We start from the raw sequence: 16,752 nt of genomic DNA, 5'->3' as shown, positions 1-16,752 counted from the left end.
GACCGGCTTTGGGCCGATTCCGGACCGTCCGGTTTTAGAAGACTTCGGTGATAAGCCGCCGTTCGGCCACTGACATCATTCCGGAAATTCGGAGCATTTCGGCCGCCTCCCGAAAGCGGCCACTCCCATACTTTTCTATCTGCAAATATCGCGCGGCATCAGCTTCTCCTGCATACTTGCGAGGATGATACCGAACCGCGAATCGGGTCTACAAGCCGGGAGGGAATTGGTGGTCGTGAAGGCGTTAATCGACCATCCGGTAGCGGACTGGGTCTCGAAGAAGGTTTATGACCGGCTGTCGGGCCGGGCTTTATCGTGCGCTGTGAACGCTCGGAACCACCTGGTCAGAGCTCAGAAGATTGCGGACATATCCACGACCGTCTCCTACTTCTGTGCGACGCACGCGACTGAGGAGGCGGTGGCGTGCTTCGTCGCTTCGGCGAAAGCGAACGGCTACAGGACGTGGGCGAGCAAGATGAATATCCGGGATCACGCCCAGAAGGTCGTGGTCGCGTCCTACGCCCAGGTGATCGCCGACCATGCGGAACAGATCGAGCTGGCGATCGCTCACAATCCTGCCGCCGATGACCTGCTTGCAAAGGTCAGATCGGGAGACAAAAAGGTCGTGTATCCGCTGGGGCTTCGGCTGTTCTCCTTCAATGAGGACGGGGAGAACCCGTCTCCCGCCGCCGCCAATGATGCCTTTGTCAGCCGATTCCCGGATATCCGAACTATGGTGGAGTATGTTCACAAGCGCGCGAACTTCCGAGATACGGCACTCTATGCTTGTGACGAGGGTGCCCCCGATCTAAGCAGAGAGCAGCTGGACATCGGTCTTCGAGAGCACACGTTCTTGACGATCGGCCTGATCTGGGCGGCTATAGATGTCACCTACCACAAAGAACCAGAGCCATTCGTCGTCCAGATCCTCGGCGCGATATCGGCGGTGATCGACAAAGTCAGGCCTCCGCGGGTCTGCAAACATTGCGGGCAATAGTGGCAGAGAAGGCAAATCACCACTTCATCCCTCAGTTCTATCTGCGGAATTTCAGCGTTGGCGGTGATAAGCGGAAAGCCAAGGTCTTCTGCTACGATCAGTCGACGAGAAAGTCGTTCGAGACCTTGGTCCGGAACGTCGGCAGCCGGCGCCACTTCTTCCGCATCGACGTCAAGGGCTTCGACCCCAATCACATCGAAGACGGGATGGCTGAGATCGAGAGTGAAATCTCAGGGCATCTCGCCGAGGCGATCGCCGCCAAAGGCTTCCCTTCCGACGCCCATTTTTCCTCGGTCATGCTGCTGATGGCGAATGTGGCCGTGCGCAATCCACGCTTCAGGTCGATGAACGAAGAATTTCATCTCAAGATTGTCAACGGCATGATGGGTATGATGCTGAAAGACAGGGATCGATTCCAGGACTCGGTGAAGGAGGCTCGAGAGAACGGCGTCCCGATCCGCGATGACATCAACTACGAGGATATGAGGGCTTTCATCGATCGCGGCGGATACGAGATCGCGATCGATCGGACCTACCTGATCGGATTGGAGCTCCAGGCGGTCCAGCCGGCCCTCGAACAGCTGGCTCGCAGGAGCTGGTCTTTCGTCTCGGCCGAGCCTGGCTGCACCTACGCGACGTCCGACGATCCGGTAATCCTAGATTGGGCTGACGGAAAGCCGAGGCCGTACTCGCCGGGGTTCGGCCTCCAAAATACGATCGTTATGTTCACGATCTCGCCTGAGCTCGCCTTGGTCGGGCTTTTCGTCAAACAGCCCGCGCAGCGAGATCATCGCCGCGACCAGGTTGCCGCACTGAATACGAGCATTGCTCGATATGCGACCAAGCAGCTCTATGCTCGCGACGGGTCGTTCGAGCTCCACACCAGGACAGAGCCCTACGTCCGAGGCCAGGACCTTGGCGGGGCTTTGGAACGACAGGCGAGAGGTGGGGGCTGATGTCTGCTATTGGCGCGTAGCAGCAGTGTGTGAGGGCCGAGCGCATGTCCGCTTGTCCAATCAGATTGCCCAAAGGCGCCATTCTGCTTCCCACCCAATAGGTGCCGTAGACGTCGCCCCAAGTGCTCCACCTAGGAAATGATTTCCCGTCGCCGATATGGGGCCGAAACCGGTACGGCAACTTTCGAGCCGATCGCTCATGATAGCAGACCTCGCCGTTGAGGCCGGCTCCGACACATCGCGACCTTGAAGATCCAAGCGCTCAGCCAACTAGAAGCCAATCCCTCTACGCCAGGTTTAACGCGCACGCACGTTCTCACACCGCGCGAAAGCTGCCGAGCAAGACGGCGCTAGGGCGCGTTCTCCAGTCCAACCTCGGGAAGCCGACCGCCACGGTCTTGGCCCCAGGAGCACTCCCTGTCGAACACAGCCCGCAAGGTCGTTCGCGTCGGGGACGTTGATCTATAGATTTGGGCTAACATGCACTGCACTCCAACTCACGCGCGCCGCTTCCATGCCGGGTCTGCTCGCGGAGAATATAGGTTTTGTCCACAGGCTGAGCTACCGCCGCCAATCACCAAGCTCTTTAGGCGAAAATGGATCGCAAGCGGACTGGCAGCTGGCAGGCATTCGCAAACGAAAGCGGACTTGTGTGTGAGGCTAGCGTCGCTTCAGAAATGACACAGACGCTCCAGACCGTCATCAGCTTCCTAGCTCATTTTGATACCAATAGTATGGTCATCCCGCGTGTAGTAACGGCCGATGGTGTAGGCTTCGTCGTCCAGCTCTGGCGCAATCATTGAGGTCGCATAAATGACCTGATGATCGACGGCGCTCTCCTGAGACACTCGTGCGATTTGTAGTTGAAAATTGTGGCTTCGCTGAACCTCCATCCCCTTGTCCTCTGTGATGTCGATGATCGCAAAACGAGGATGTCGGAAGAACGCATTTTTATTCGCTGCGGCGAAGAACCCGAGATAAAAACTGCTTTTCAGGATGACCCGTGAGCTCGCAGAGAAATAGCTTTGGCCGTCAACGCTGATCCGATTTGCGCCAAATTCGAACTGAACGCTTCTAGCCGCTTCAAATGCCTCTTCGCGTCTGAGATCGTTGTGAAGCAGTTTCAAGATTTCGGCTTCGATACGACTGTAAGCTAATTCCAATCGAGTGCTTTGAGATGCCTTCAGCACGTCATTCTCGTTGCGCAGCTCTGTGATCCGCGCATTTAGTGCCCCCTTGGTTTGTGAAAGGTCATGCACCCGTTGCGCTATCTTAGCTGTCTCTTCGAGGTTCTCGCGTTGCCGCTCAAGGTATCCCGCCTCGCGTTGGAGTTTGCGGAGCGCTGAAGTGCCATCCGTTGTAGGCAGTCTCTGAAGTGCAGCAAGGTCTTCCGCAGCCTTGTTCCATTCGGCGGTCAAATCGTGAAGTCTGGCGTCCAACTTAGATAGCTCAGAGCGGCGCTTCTGCTGGAGATACGTCGATTGCTTGATCTGTAAAGCGGTGTCGTTGATAAGCGCTACAATTCGATCGCTGGCCTTTGCGCTCTCGAACGATGTTTTGCAGAGATGGCACTTGGAATGGTCATCACTCTCATCAATCGGTGAATAGCACGATGGACAGAAGGCAAATTTCACTTCACCCAAATATTGGGCCACGGTCGAGGTATCGGTCAAAGCAGTGAGCTTGCGTTGCAAGCTTTGAACGAATGCATCGGAATCAGCGATCGTTAGCGCGATTGAGTCACGTTGAGAGCGCACCTCACTTATTTGCCCCTGCAAAGACCGCAGGCGATCGTACGCTTGATGTTGAGCTTGGAGCGTCACCTCCACAGCTTTAGCACCCGCAAAAAGGTCGCGTTCGGCCGTCTCGATAGCAGTTTGAAGTTCGGCCTGACGAGCCAACAGAACAGAACGCTCCGCCTCAATCCAATCCATCGTAAGGGGTTGTCCTGATCCACCGACGACAGACAAGAGCGTTCGCAACTGCGCACTCACTTCATCGAATTCGCGAGTTCGAACTCTGATTTCAACTTCGTTTTCGTACAGCGCATTGTCATAGGCACCGCACAACAGCCTTCCGATCGTTTCGCGCAGCAAAGGGGGATCAAATCGTTCGAACCTGAAGATGTCTTCAAGCGGACTCAGTTGGTCAGCGTACAGGAGTCTCAAAATTTGATGCATTGTTAGGTTCTGAGCGGCCTCGCCACTCTTAACCTCAGGAATGCCCAAAAGTCGGAACAGGGCTTGAGAGAAGCTCTCTTTGGACTCTGAGCGCTTGTACGGGTATCTAACCCATTCCGTTCTTGGCGCGCGTTCCGAAGCCTCAAAGTCGCCACCAAACAGTTCCATCGGCTGACCACTTTGCTCAGAGATTTGACGTGATAGGATCGCGCTATTTCCATTTATTGAAACTTCGACGCTGACGCTTGAACATAAAAGCGCCACGGCGCTCCAATCGGCGAGATCGCCGCCCAGCCCATAGAAGAGGAAATTCAACACCGTGGACTTGCCAGACGAATTCTCACCTCGAATCACATTGACGCCAGGATGAAAGAGTTCGTCAAAAACGCGATTGGTGTTGCGATACACCACCAGGCGTTTGACGATCAGGGTTGGCTCAAACTGCATCATAACGATGCTCCAATAGGCCAGTGCGGTGCTTTAGTCCGTCCATGCCATTAAGCGGAAATTCTGCCAAAGCTCCGAGAACAGCGAGAAGGTCCGCCTCGGAGGCGTTGGCTGCAAGAATCCGCGCGACAACAGGTTCTGGAAGCTGCTCCGCAGTCGCCACTACAGTGCCGTTTTCAAGCGCCTCCTTGTCGATCAGTGATCGCAGCGCCAAGGCCTGAAGAGCGGCCTTCTGCATCGGTTCCATACGATTGAAGACCATACGATCATCGGGCTGTTCCCCGTATGGAACGGTGTGCTGGTAGCTCTTGGCAACTACCTTCAGCGTGCGCATGGTGACGGGAGCGCGCATGCCGGCAAGCCTGAACGGAAACAGGAGATAGAAATCTAAAATTCGGACGTGATCTATGGCCAAAGGCTTAGGAGGTTTGCGGAACAAATCTCGCAATCGCAGGAGCCGGAATACTGCATGCAGTGGGTCAAATGCCGGCTGGAAGGCGATTTGATTCACTTGTGCCACCTCACAAAACAGCGCTCGGCCAGCCAATAGATCATGCCCATCGCGGCTGCATGAGAGAAGTCTACGGTTTCGGTACCGCATTCGGAAATGGTAGGCGTGACTACGCGATCTGTGATGAGTTGGTTGATACCACTTTCGTCCAGCGAGCCAATTTTGGGTGAGATAGAATAGGTAAATTCGTGAACCGCGCGCCCTAAAAGGTGCGCGAATATCTCTTGGGCTGAAGGATATAGAGACCAGCGTTCGAGCAGCTTTGCGAATGCCTCTTTCGTTTCCAGAGCAATGTCTTTTTCGTGGGAGCGGCCTGCCTTGTCGAGCTTTGCTTCGAGGCCAATCACTCCGTCGGAAACGGATTTATATTGCTGAAACTGCTGAAGCTTTTCTATAACATGCTGAATTTCAACCTTTTTCTCAACCTCCGTCTGAAGTTTTTTGATTAGCACTCCGACGAAGCTCAATTGAGCCTCATGATTCACAATCGTGAGTTTGTTACCGCCGACGATGTCGCCGTGCGCAGTGGCACTGTTCTGATCGACGAGCCCCTTCATCAAGCGGTCGGGACCGAGCTAGCTTCGGTCAGACTTGTTACCGCCGACGATGTCGCCTCCGGCCCGTGTGCGACTTTGGTCCACAACTGAACCGCTGCCATTAACGCTGTTTTGGCGAACCATTTTCAGCGTGAGAAGCGAGCCGCCGATACCGCCTCCGACCAGACCACCGAGGAAACTCCAAATTTCGGACGAGTACTGACCAAACATACGCCCTCCCGATTCGTTTTTTTGCTTGCCCAAACGCTTATTAACACAGTTCGTGGACGAAAGTCGTCTGATTGAAGAAAGGGTCTTGTTAATCAGGCGTCTGTCTGTGGCGCATGTCCGACCCAGGAACAGATCTGCAATAATGTCTGCAATGGCAAGCTTGGCCGTTTCGGCCGACATGAGGCGCAAAGCAGCCGTTTGCCGTCAGGTTAAGAGCGGTTGTCCACCTGCTTGCGCTCTTTCAAAACTCATGGGCCAGACGACATCTATTCGAGTTGATGGATCCTCGTTCCCGGCACGACAGCCTCAGCGATTTCACATAAGTGCTTGTGGTGCGTGAGATAGATGACCTGCCCTGTGTTCGCCATCTCCCCAAACAATCTGAAAACCTCCTCCGAGCGAATATGGTCGAAGGTTTCCATGATGTCGTCGGCGATGAAGGGAACCGAGGGCCGGAATTGCGCAAACTCGTAGTAACCGGCGAGTCTCAGGGCAAGGTACAACTGAAAGCGCGCACCCTTTGAAAGCGCGTCGGTGACCTTGGATTGCCCGTTACCTTGCACAGCAATGAGCACCTCGCCACCTTTTACAGGCTGGGCTGTCAGCCCCGAATACTGGCCACGCGTCATTAGCTTGAACGCGTCTGATGCGCGCGCCATCATCCCGGAGCGATGGGTCTCACGGTAGATCCGCAAAGCATTTCCAGCCGACATGATGCCAAGCTTCAGCTCAATGTAGCGAATGGCCTTCTCCTCGATTTCCAGCAGGGTTGTGCGCCGTTCAGCATCCAGACGTGCAACCGCACTATCACCGCCGACGGCGTCAAGCTTGTCGGCCGCGCGCGTCTGCCGGATCAGCTGTTGCTGGGTGATTTCATCGAACTGGCGAAGCCTCTGCTCGCCCTCGGCCTTCTCGACCGCGAGGCTATCGAAATCGCTCGCATCCAGGATTGAGCGTGCCTGCTCGAATCCGTCGACTGCGAGTTCCGCCACCACCCGTTCCTCTAGTTCGGCGACGGTAGCCCGCAAGCCATCCCGCTGACGCAGCAGCTCGTCGCGTTCAACAACCTCGGGCAGAGAGGCGACACCAAAGACGCCCAGCACCTCGTTCTTACGGCGTTCGTGTGCCGAAATCTCGTTGTCGAGTATGTCGCGCGCCTCCCTCAGACGTTTCAGGTCGTTGCCGAGGCTTGCCTTCGTTTCGCGTGTCCGCTCGGCGCGCTCTAGGCGCTCGGCAAGGCGGATGGTCAACTGCTCCGGCTCGCCATCCTTCGTCGGCTCGTCGGCTTCAACCGCAACAGCGATGACTTCGACCAGAAAGTTCGCCCTGTCGGCCTCCATCTTTTCGATACGCAGCTGCAGGTCGTCCCGTTCCTGCAGACTTCTTGACAGTTCGGCCAATTGATCGAGCACAGTGCCGACGCCGGTCGCGGAGAGCCCGCTTTCGAGCCACGTTCCCTTGAGCGCTTCGGCAATACCTTCCAGCCATTCCTCCTCGCGACGCTCTGCCACGCCTACGGCAACCCGTCGGGCGGCTAGATCCTCTTCTTTGGAGCCCACCATCCTGAGCGCCTCGGCATACTCTGCATCGACCTTGCGCTGCCGGTCTAGAAACAGCTCCGCGATGGCTATGATTGCTTCGAGGGTGTCGCCGGGCTCTGATACAATGCCGACGCTTTCCAGTGCTGCTCTCATTTCCGAGCGTATCTGCTCGCCGGCGTCAGCGGCTCGCTCCGCCTTCCTGCGGGCAAGTTCGATCTGCTCCCAGGCAGCGAGCGCATCGCTGCGCGCCTCGATCTGATCCTCAATCCTTTCGATCAGGCGCTCAGACGAAGGTTCCACAGCGTCTCCGAGCAGGTCTCTAGCGGCCGCGCGGATTTCCAACAATTGGGTATCCACATCCTTGCCGAGCTGTGTGCGTTGGATGCCGTTGCGTGACAGATTGGCCGCGGCCTCGGCCAGGTCGCGGGTCGTTGCCCGGATTCCGGCCAGATCCGCCGCGCCGGCCAGCCGGCCTGCGCTGGCAATGTCATCGCGCGCCAATGCCACGGCGAAATCGTCAGCGGTGTCACCGGTCAGCGCTGCGCGGTGCGTTGCCCACGCATCATCGCGGACATGGCGGATGGCGGCAGCCGCTTCATCGTCGACAACGTCGACCGAGGCACGAAGGGCATCCAATCGTGCTGCGAGCGTGGCATGGCTGCCCTCGTTTTCGGCGAGGCGTTGGGTAAGTACGGCGGTGTTCCTTGCCAGTTCTGACGCTACTGTCTTCCAAACGGTAATGTGCCCGGCGCTCGGAATCGCGACGTTGGCGAGAGCAAGGGCATCTCCGGTCCATGGACGCAAGCGCGCGAGCGACGCCGCCCATCGAATTGTTCCCGCATCTTCCGCCTCGCGAGCCGTCCTGATCTCTGCCAGGTGTCCGCTTGCTCGCGCTTTCGACAAAGCCGAGCCCAGTCTAGCCCTGGCGGGTTCAGGCACCGCCCTTTCCTCACCGACCCGCTGCCTTGCCGCCTGCAGCGCATCGAGTGCCGCCGCGGCCTCGTCGCGAGCGGCACGCACCCCGGCAGCAATCCCGGATCTCTGCTCGACCATGGCGCGAACGACGCCAACGGTGACGGCAGGCAGAAGCAGCGCGGCAGGATCTGACTCGGAAGATCGGCCCAAGGCGGCAAGGCAGTTTGCCACGGTGTTGTTGAGGATTTGCAGCCCCATCCTGCGAGCGGGCAAGTCAAAGCCGGCCGCGGTATGGCGCACCTTGCTCTCCGCCAGCCCGCGGATGCGTTCAGAAATCGACAGGATCGGTTCATCCTCGTCGACCGCAGTGACTTTTGCCTCCAGGCGCTCGACCTCGTCGATGTTTGCGGACAGCCGTGTTCTGAGGCTAGCATCGTCATCGATCAGGTCGGTGACACTGCCCGTCCATGTGCGGGCTGGGGAGGCGATGTCCGGCAGCTGATTCAGCCGGGCAATCTTGCGCCGGATATCTGCCAGCATCGGCGCCGCCCGCACGTGACGAGCAATGCTATCCAGCCTGGCCGCCAGCACCGCTCGGTCGCTGATGGTCCGGTCGTACTGCTGCGCTGCGTCGAGACGCTCGGCCTCCAGGCCCTCATAGGTTGATGCAAGGGTGTCGATCGCATCCCTGCGCGACTTCACGTCAACGAGGCGCTTCTTCAGCAGCGCAAGTTCGGTTCCATGCGCCTGCTTCCGATACAGCGCGTCTGCTTCGGCCTCGAGGGCGTGCAACGTATCGCTTGCGTTCCCAAGACCGGCGCTGGCCGTGAAAAGGAGCTTGCCGAGGTCGCCCCGCGACTCCAGGATCGACTTCCCGCCCGCTTCCAACGTCTCGTCATCGAGTGAAAACATCGTCGTGTAAGCGTCACGCGACAGTCCGGCGAGATGCGCCGTGATCGCCACCTCGCTCACCGGTTGGCCCGTCGCGTTCAATAGCGAATTAGTACGCTGTTTCGTACGCGTGAACGCGTGTTCGGAGCCGGCCAGTTCCAGGACCCCGCCGATGCGCATGGCACCGTACTCATGCAGGAAGTTGTAGCGGCTCCGCTCCTCGATGCCGAACAGCAAGTCTAGATAGGCGGAAAGCGCGGTCGATTTTCCGGCCTCATTCAGGCCGAACACGATATGCAGGTCGGGTCCGGATTCCGGTTTGGGTCCGAAGTCGATCGAACCATCGGTGAACTTTCCATAGCGAATGAGGTCAAGGCGCCGCAACCTCATGACGATCCACCGGACTTAAGGCGGGCAGTCACCAAGTCTGCGCCCTTGGACAGCACCTGATCGAGGAACCGTTCCAGCCCGGCTTCGTCCTTCCCCGCAAAATCGCGTCCGTCGGCCGGAAGGTCGGCGACGATCTTTTGGACGAACGCCCTCGCCTCGGCGCGGAAGGCCTCCGAGGTGGCATCGGCGTGCATGGATTGCTCAAGTTCAAAAATCGGATCAGCAATATCCTCGACCGTCTCCGCCCGAGGTGGTGCGAGGTCAAGCTCGAGCTTCTCCACCCATGTATGGCCTAGCTGTTCCGCAGCCTGTTCGGCTTCGGCAAGAAGGAGGTCCTTGTCGCGGATCAGCGCCCACATCAGTGGTGACGTTCCCGTCAGGCCAATGCGGGCCACAGCATGACGAGACCGGACGGCGGCCCGCATCTCTTCGAGTGCGTGGCGAACACGTGCGACTGCCTCGGGCCACTCCACTGCTCCGGTAAGGTCGACGCTCACCCGTTCGAACTGCGCAACGCTGGTCAGCCTCTCCTCGATCTCCACCGAACGGTCGTCGCGCACCGTCACCAGGGTGACTGATTTCTCGCCGGCCTCGTTGATATCCCTCCCTTGCGGTATTCCCGGCATCACCACGGTACTGATGCCAGGATGGACTTGGCGAGCATGGATGTGGCCGAGGGCCCAATAGTCGAAACCGTGGGCGTGCAAGTCAGCGATGCTGCAGGGCGCGTAAACGTCGTGTCCGGGCGATCCCGCCAGACTGGTATGCATGATGCCTACGTTGACGGCCCCTTCACGAGCAGCCGGATATTTGGTCAGCAGGCTGTCCGGCGCCTTAGGGTTCGCAAAGCTCAAACCATGGAAAACGACGTCCAGACCGCCGGCTGTCTGCAATACCGACTGAGCACGACCGCCAAAGATTGTAACGGTGTCGGGAAATACTAATTGTTTCGAAATCCGCGACAGGGCGTCGTGATTGCCGCGGATCTTGAAAACCCTGATGCCGGCCTGGTGCAGGCGTGTCATCTGCGATGCCAGGAAGCGCGCTGTCTTCATCGAAGTCTGATCGCCATCGTAGAGGTCGCCGGCTATGACCAACGCGTCCACACGTTCCTCAAGGCAGAGATCCACTATCGAAACGAATGCCTGGCGGCTGGCGTCGCCCACCAGCCCGGCAAGATCGGGATTTCGCAACGCCAGCGAACGCAGCGGCGAGTCGAGATGAATATCGGCCGTGTGTACGAATCGAAATGCCATTCGGCCTCCGCCAGGGAAAGAGGTGTTCCGAGCTTCGACAGAAATTGCAACGAGGGCGCTGCGGCGCCCCGGTTACAGTTCAGCTAATTTCTCGCTCGCGGATTCGCCGGCCACCAACAAGCCGTCTTGGGACCGTAACAATCCCTTGGCAACCAAATCCGCGACCCCAGCTGAAATCAGCTGCCTCAATTGTGCGCTTGTGGCTTTGAAGCCGAGCATCCTGGCAACGCCTGTGGCGATTTCTTCCTCTGTAGCACCGAGGTTGGATTTCACGACTTCCATGGCGCCTTGGGCGACCTCGTCCTGCGCAATCATTTCGGGCTTGCGCAATCCAGCGGACACGACCCCACTGCGATCTCTGAGACGAACAGGAGCACCTGGCTTGAAGCAGAAGTTGCCGCGACGGGCTACTGCACCACCTCCCTGTGCTATGCTTACCCCCCGCTCGATTGCATCCTGAATCCTGCCACCGGCCCGCTGCAGACCCCAGGCGTCCCGAATACGCGAAACTATTTCGTCGACATGGACTGGCGTTTCTGTAGCCACGACCTGCTCGACCAGTCCGGCCATGATTCCGCTGGGCGTCTCGTGGAGTTCGAACGATCCCGGTCGCTTTAGTTCGGCCTCTTCGTAGGCTCGATTGGGTGTCTCGGATCCGTTTGTGCTTTCGAGACCGATTTCCGTCACGTTGCCTCTGTCGACCGTAACAACCTGCACGGCTACAGCTCGATTTCTCTGGACCCCCAATTCGGCCCGCTCATCGAGTTCCTTTCTGGCAGCCTCAATCGTTAGTATGGTTCGCTCCAGCTGCTCACGAGGTCGTTGGAACCAGTCCGCGCTCCAGATCCGATGAATAATCCAACCATGGTCTTCCAGAACAGACTGCCGAAGCCGGTCTCGATCCCTGGCAGAGCGAGATGAATGATATTCTGCGCCATCGCATTCGATGCCAAGAATATAGCGGCCTGGCCTCTCCGGATCCGCAACCGCGAGATCGATGAAGAAGCCGGCAATGCCCACCTGAGCGTGAACCTGATAACCCTTTTCGATCAGCGCGTTGGCTACCTGTTCTTCAAAGATTGAATCCATTTCGCGAACCGTGGCTTGGGCAAGCGAAATTCGCCCTGTTCTCGCGTAGTGCAAGAAGAGCTTGAAGGCGAAGATGCCTTTCCCCTTACCGCGCTCCAGGTCGATGTCTTCGTCGGTGATGGACGCGAATACTTCGCAGCTGCGCTTGGCGCGGCTTATGAGGACGTTGAGCCGACGCTCGCCGCCTTCCGCACCAAGAGGGCCGAAACGCATGGCCATATATCCCTGCGCATTCTTGGCATACCCCACTGAGATCATGATCACGTCGCGCTCATCGCCTTGAACATTCTCAAGGTTCTTGACGAAGAATGGCTCGCTGGGATGCGCGTGAAAGAACTCCTCCGTATCGGGATTTAGTCGCCGCAGCGCTTCGAGTTCATCCTGGATCGCGCGGCGTTGGCTAACCGAAAATGTTGCAACGCCTAGAGTCTCTTGCGGGTTCACCTTCGCATGACGGATGATCGCTTCGGCTACTGCTCTCGCCTCTACCGGATTGGTTCCTGTTCCGCCGGAATCGAAGACCCCCTCCGGCACATGATGAAACCGCAACCCCATGCCTGCCTCTTGAGTATAGGGGCTTGGCACGATGAAAAGCCGGTTCTCGTAGAACTGGCTGTTGGATACTGCGATTAGAGATTGGTGACGGCTACGGTAGTGCCAGCGGAGCATACGCTGCGGCAAGCCGCGGGCCGTGAACAGGCCGAGGATGCTTTCAATGTCGGCGACCTGCGCGCCCTCTCCCTCGTCATCGTCAGACTGCGAGCCTGTCATCTTCGCGAAGAATGTCGTGGGTGGCAGTTGGCGTTCGTCGCCAACAACGACCACCTGATTGGCTCTGGCGATCGAGCCAAGCGCGTCCACGGGTTGTATCTGAGACGCCTCGTCCATCACGAGCAGATCGAAGGACATCCGGCCGGGCGACAGGAATTGCGCCACCGAAAGCGGGCTCATCATGAACACTGGCTTCAGCGCCTGGATGGCAGGGCCTGCCTTCTGCATCAATTGGCGGATGGGCATGTGGCCTCGTCGGCGCGCCATCTCAGAACGAAGCAGTCCGACAGGTCCAGCTCCGCCGTCTCTTGAAGGAATTTTCCGGTGATGAGCCGTTACAACTTCGATGGCGCCGGCCTTGATGCGCTGGCGGTCCAGATCTGCGAAGTCACGTACAGCCCTTGAATGCAGTTCCCCGTCGAACCTTGCCAGCTCCGGCTCATCGGTCGCCATCGCTAGAAACATTCGTTCGTAGTACGCCATGTCAAAAACTGATCGCGCCGATCCTGTTGTAATCTGGCCGTTGGCCAGGCCGTCTATCAACTGTCCCAGTCCAGCCTTTCGGGCCGTTTCGGATCGCTCTTCATAGGCAACCCATTTCGAGAGCTGCTCCTGATGATCGAGCCAACCCTGCAGTCGAGAAACGACCGCGCCTATCGCGACGTCCGGAAAATCGTGTACTCCAAACAACGAGGAAGCATCGGCTTTCAAATCGCTTGAAAGCGCCTTCAATTCCTGCGCTGCCGCTTGGGTCGCTTCACGTGCTGAACGAGCTAAGTTTGCGATCTCGATTCTTTCAGGCAGTCGCGCAGCCAAATGTCGGATGGAGCCATTTTCTCTCAGCCAAAGCTCGGCTTGCGTGAGAGAAGCCCAATCGGATCCTCGACCGAGCCACGACGAGCCGAACGCGAACTTGCCAAGGCTTTCCCCGGCATCGATCTCTTGAGCAAGCGCTTGTAGTCTGACTAGTCGGCGCAGTAGCTCCACCCGCTCAGTGATCAGATCCGGAACGTCAGTCAGAACCTGTCGTGACGTATCATCGGCTTGAGCTACAGTGCTCGCCTTCGCTTCCATCAGTTGCAGCGAGGCCCGCTCGGCGGAAGCCACGTCGCCTAGCATGGATGACGCGAGGTGCCCGAGATCGTTCCAGAAACCCTCGATAATCGGCCGACCGATTTCGATAACCTTACGAACTCGCGCTGCACGCGCACCGGCCTCGGAGCGTTCCGCCATCCGGCCGGCGATAATCCGAGGTTCGGAGCCCAGCCCTCGTAAAGTGCGCATCCATTCCACTAGCGCTAGCAGTGGCGCAGATGGCGATCGCTCCCCACGCCAATCTGCCCCGAAGGCGGAACGGCCAAAAGCGTCGCCTTCGCGGACTCTTGCTGCGGCAGCCTGACCCTTCATCAAAAGGTCGAGGAGACCAACTGTCTGCGTCGCAGGCGCGCTAGGGTCGACCACAATAGTCCGCACAAGTCCAGTGGCGCGACGGTAGTCGCCGTTCAATGCTTTCAATATCCCGGTGTGTGTGGCGAGCGCTTGCCGCGCCGCGGCCACCTCGGTGTTCCACGCGGCGTCAACGACTTTCCCCTGGAGTTCTGCTCGAGCAGCTTCAAGCGTCGCGATGCTCTCTGCCAGATCGCCTGCTTGCTCAAGTCCGGAGTCCCAAACGGTGGCTGCAAAAGCCTCCGGACTTGCGTCAGGTGCTGCCGCTACTCGCTCGCCGGTCACGACCAGCCTGAGCAAGCCTGCCAACGTGTCAGGCAATATCGCCGATCCGAGTTCCTGATTCAGGCGCTCAGCTTCTTCCCTCAAGCGCGGAAGCAGCACGGTCAGCTGTCGCGCACGATGGAAACCATCTTTCGGAAATTCCGAGGGAAGCGTTGCAAGCTCTGTCTCGAGACCTTCAATTGGCGTGTCGATAGCCGTCGCGGCCAACTTCTCCGACAGTTCCTCGGATTTGCGGGCGAAATCCGTTCCTGACCAGAGAAGCGATGAAATGTCTTTCGGACGCTCATCCCACACCGGCGAGACGAGCGCCTCGGCAGGAAGGCCAGGCGCCGACGCGAGGAGTTCAGCGCGATCTTCTATCTCGCCGCTGTCGCTGAGAATTTGCGGAGGCTTGGCCTCGATCCGCTCAGCAATATCGACCAGTTTGGCGTGCAGTGCCGTGTCTTGATCCAGCAACGACGCAATGCGTGGGACGAGCCTCTCAATGGTCGTTGGAAGAACGACATCCAGGCCAACTCCCCTCCATGGGTGGTGGATGGGCAAGCCGATCTCGTTGATCCGCTGAGAGACCTCATCGAGCAATTTGCGACGTTGCGAAACGCCGTCATTTGTCCAGCTTGTGGCGTCCGTAAGTTCGATGTCCACGGGTTTCTGCCCGGCCTGCCTTAGGCGGGTCAGCTGACCTAGAACCTGATAAGCGGTGAGTTCGGAGGCTCCATATGGAACATGCATCCTTGTAGCATGTGCATTGAGTTTATCCCTAGCCTCCAGCAGGCGTTCAGTAAGGGAAGAAGCAAGCTGTCCGCGAGGCGATCCGAGTTGCCAGGTGCGCCGCAACTCCTCCAGCATCATGCGCTTGTTTGCCTTGTTGCTATGGAGTTCAAGGCAGGCGTCCCCCACCCCCGCAGTGTCAAGCCGTCGCTTCACGACCTCAAGTGCGGCCATTTTTTCCGCAACGAACAGCACGGTCTTTCCGTCGGCAACGGCCGACCCGATAATGTTCGCGATCGTCTGCGATTTTCCTGTCCCGGGAGGACCTTGGATAACGAGGTCGCGACCCTTTCTTGCATCATGGATCGCCAGCGTCTGAGAACTGTCACTGTCGACGATATGCAACATTTCGGCAGGCGCAATATGCGGATCAATCGCAATCTCGTCCGACATCAGCGGTTCGCGTGTTTCGAAACCATCTGAAAGAAGCGAGCGGATCTTCGGTTGTTCGATAATCTTTGCGCCATCCGGCCAGAGATCCGGATCCAGGTCACGGTACATCAAGAACTTAGCGAACGAGAAGAAGCCGAGCACCATATCATCGGCAAGCACCTGCCAACCCTCTTTGGTCGACACTGCTTCGGCAACGGCATCGAGATAGGCCGAGACGTCGAAGTCGTCTCCCACTTCAAAACGCGGCAGGGCGAGCTTGTGGATGCGGTCGAGATAGAGTTCCAAGGAGAGGTTTGCGGTAAGATCTTCCGGACGAGCTCGCAGCCGAAACTTTTCTCCAGCGGCCCCTCGCTCAAGCCGTACCGGCACCAAAATGAGAGGAGCCTGACGGATGTTTTCTTTGTTGTTCGGGTCAATCCACTTCAGCATTCCAAGGGCCAGAAAGAGGATATTGACGCCCTGCTCTTCCTCGAGTGTGCGGGCATCATGGTAGAGATCAAGGAGCCGCCGCTGCAGTCCAGTTGGGGTCATACGCGTCTGCAGCTTGGTGTCAAAGTGTCGCGCGGATATCCCTCTATCGTCGACTTCCTCGTCCTCAGGCTGAGCAAGAGCGACGGGGGAATAGTCGATTTCCTCGTCTGTAGGGTTGCTTCCATCCTGGCCCGCTTTCGGCCTATCGGGCTTGCCGGCCAGGAAGGTAAAAGCCTTTCCTTCGGTCACCAGCAACCGATAAATTTCGGACGACTTCTCGTCGACGATATCGATCGTCTTCGCGCTCTTGGAAAACCGCGGCACATTCAAAAGTCGATTGCGAGCGGAAAGATCGAGCAACTCCATCCTGGCGCGCTCGAGTTTCTCCTTCAGCGGCAGATCGCTTTGGAAGACTGACTGCTTTACGTCCAACACTTACCCCCCCGTTCAAGGCGGACCACCTTGAGCCTGCGTAGGGGGTTCGCACAAGAAGAAACAGCCGTTTTCAACTTCAGACGACTGCAATCAACCCTGAAAAGGGTTTGGTATTGTGGGATATCCGGTACGGGCCAAAGTAACAATTTTTGGTCCCAGACCTCCCATTAATCGCTGTCTGACGAGGATGTCCGCTCCCGGCTCCCATATATTGCTGCGTCGATAAGGTCTTGGTCCGAC

The 16,752-nt window shown here is 57.9% G+C and carries 9 protein-coding genes; 2 read left to right on the top strand and 7 right to left on the bottom strand.

The features are described from left to right. Positions 1-229 precede the first annotated feature (229 nt). Together AC1D2G_RS16300 and AC1D2G_RS16295 are read left to right on the top strand one after the other, a co-directional pair. On the top strand, positions 230-997 hold the full coding sequence (locus AC1D2G_RS16300; RefSeq protein WP_477415286.1) for a hypothetical protein: 768 nt from the start codon (positions 230-232) through the stop codon (positions 995-997). Then, positions 997-1,953 (top strand): DUF4238 domain-containing protein, encoded by a 957-nt coding sequence (locus AC1D2G_RS16295; RefSeq protein WP_477415284.1) that lies wholly within the window; start codon positions 997-999, stop codon positions 1,951-1,953. Before AC1D2G_RS16300 ends, AC1D2G_RS16295 begins: the two co-directional genes overlap by 1 nt. Positions 1,954-2,663: 710 nt before the next feature. Here AC1D2G_RS16295 and AC1D2G_RS16290 read toward each other — a convergent pair. The 7 genes from AC1D2G_RS16290 to AC1D2G_RS16260 form a co-directional block, all read right to left on the bottom strand. Next, entirely contained in the window at positions 2,664-4,583 is a 1,920-nt protein-coding gene (locus AC1D2G_RS16290; RefSeq protein ID WP_477415282.1) for an AAA family ATPase, read from the bottom strand. After that, positions 4,570-5,091, bottom strand: a complete 522-nt coding sequence (locus tag AC1D2G_RS16285) for an ABC-three component system middle component 5 (protein ID WP_477415280.1) — start codon at positions 5,089-5,091, stop codon at positions 4,570-4,572. The genes AC1D2G_RS16290 and AC1D2G_RS16285 overlap by 14 nt, the downstream gene beginning before the upstream one ends. Continuing rightward, on the bottom strand, positions 5,088-5,648 hold the full coding sequence (locus tag AC1D2G_RS16280; protein ID WP_477415278.1) for an ABC-three component system protein: 561 nt from the start codon (positions 5,646-5,648) through the stop codon (positions 5,088-5,090). Before AC1D2G_RS16280 ends, AC1D2G_RS16285 begins: the two co-directional genes overlap by 4 nt. 18 nt (positions 5,649-5,666) lie before the next feature. Further along, positions 5,667-6,038 (bottom strand): hypothetical protein, encoded by a 372-nt coding sequence (locus AC1D2G_RS16275; protein ID WP_477415276.1) that lies wholly within the window; start codon positions 6,036-6,038, stop codon positions 5,667-5,669. Positions 6,039-6,124: 86 nt separating this feature from the next. Then, entirely contained in the window at positions 6,125-9,595 is a 3,471-nt protein-coding gene (locus AC1D2G_RS16270) for an ATP-binding protein (RefSeq protein WP_477415274.1), read from the bottom strand. Further along, positions 9,592-10,851 (bottom strand): metallophosphoesterase family protein, encoded by a 1,260-nt coding sequence (locus AC1D2G_RS16265; protein WP_477415272.1) that lies wholly within the window; start codon positions 10,849-10,851, stop codon positions 9,592-9,594. Before AC1D2G_RS16265 ends, AC1D2G_RS16270 begins: the two co-directional genes overlap by 4 nt. Before the next feature lie 72 nt (positions 10,852-10,923). Then, positions 10,924-16,512, bottom strand: coding sequence for a DUF3320 domain-containing protein (locus tag AC1D2G_RS16260; RefSeq protein WP_477415270.1), 5,589 nt, complete (start codon positions 16,510-16,512; stop codon positions 10,924-10,926). Positions 16,513-16,752 lie beyond the last annotated feature (240 nt).

The sequence above is a fragment of the Mesorhizobium sp. P2_C7 genome (assembly GCF_056404515.1).
The sequence above is the reverse complement of the archived record's forward strand: the minus strand, read 5'-3'. Positions and strand labels throughout refer to the sequence as shown.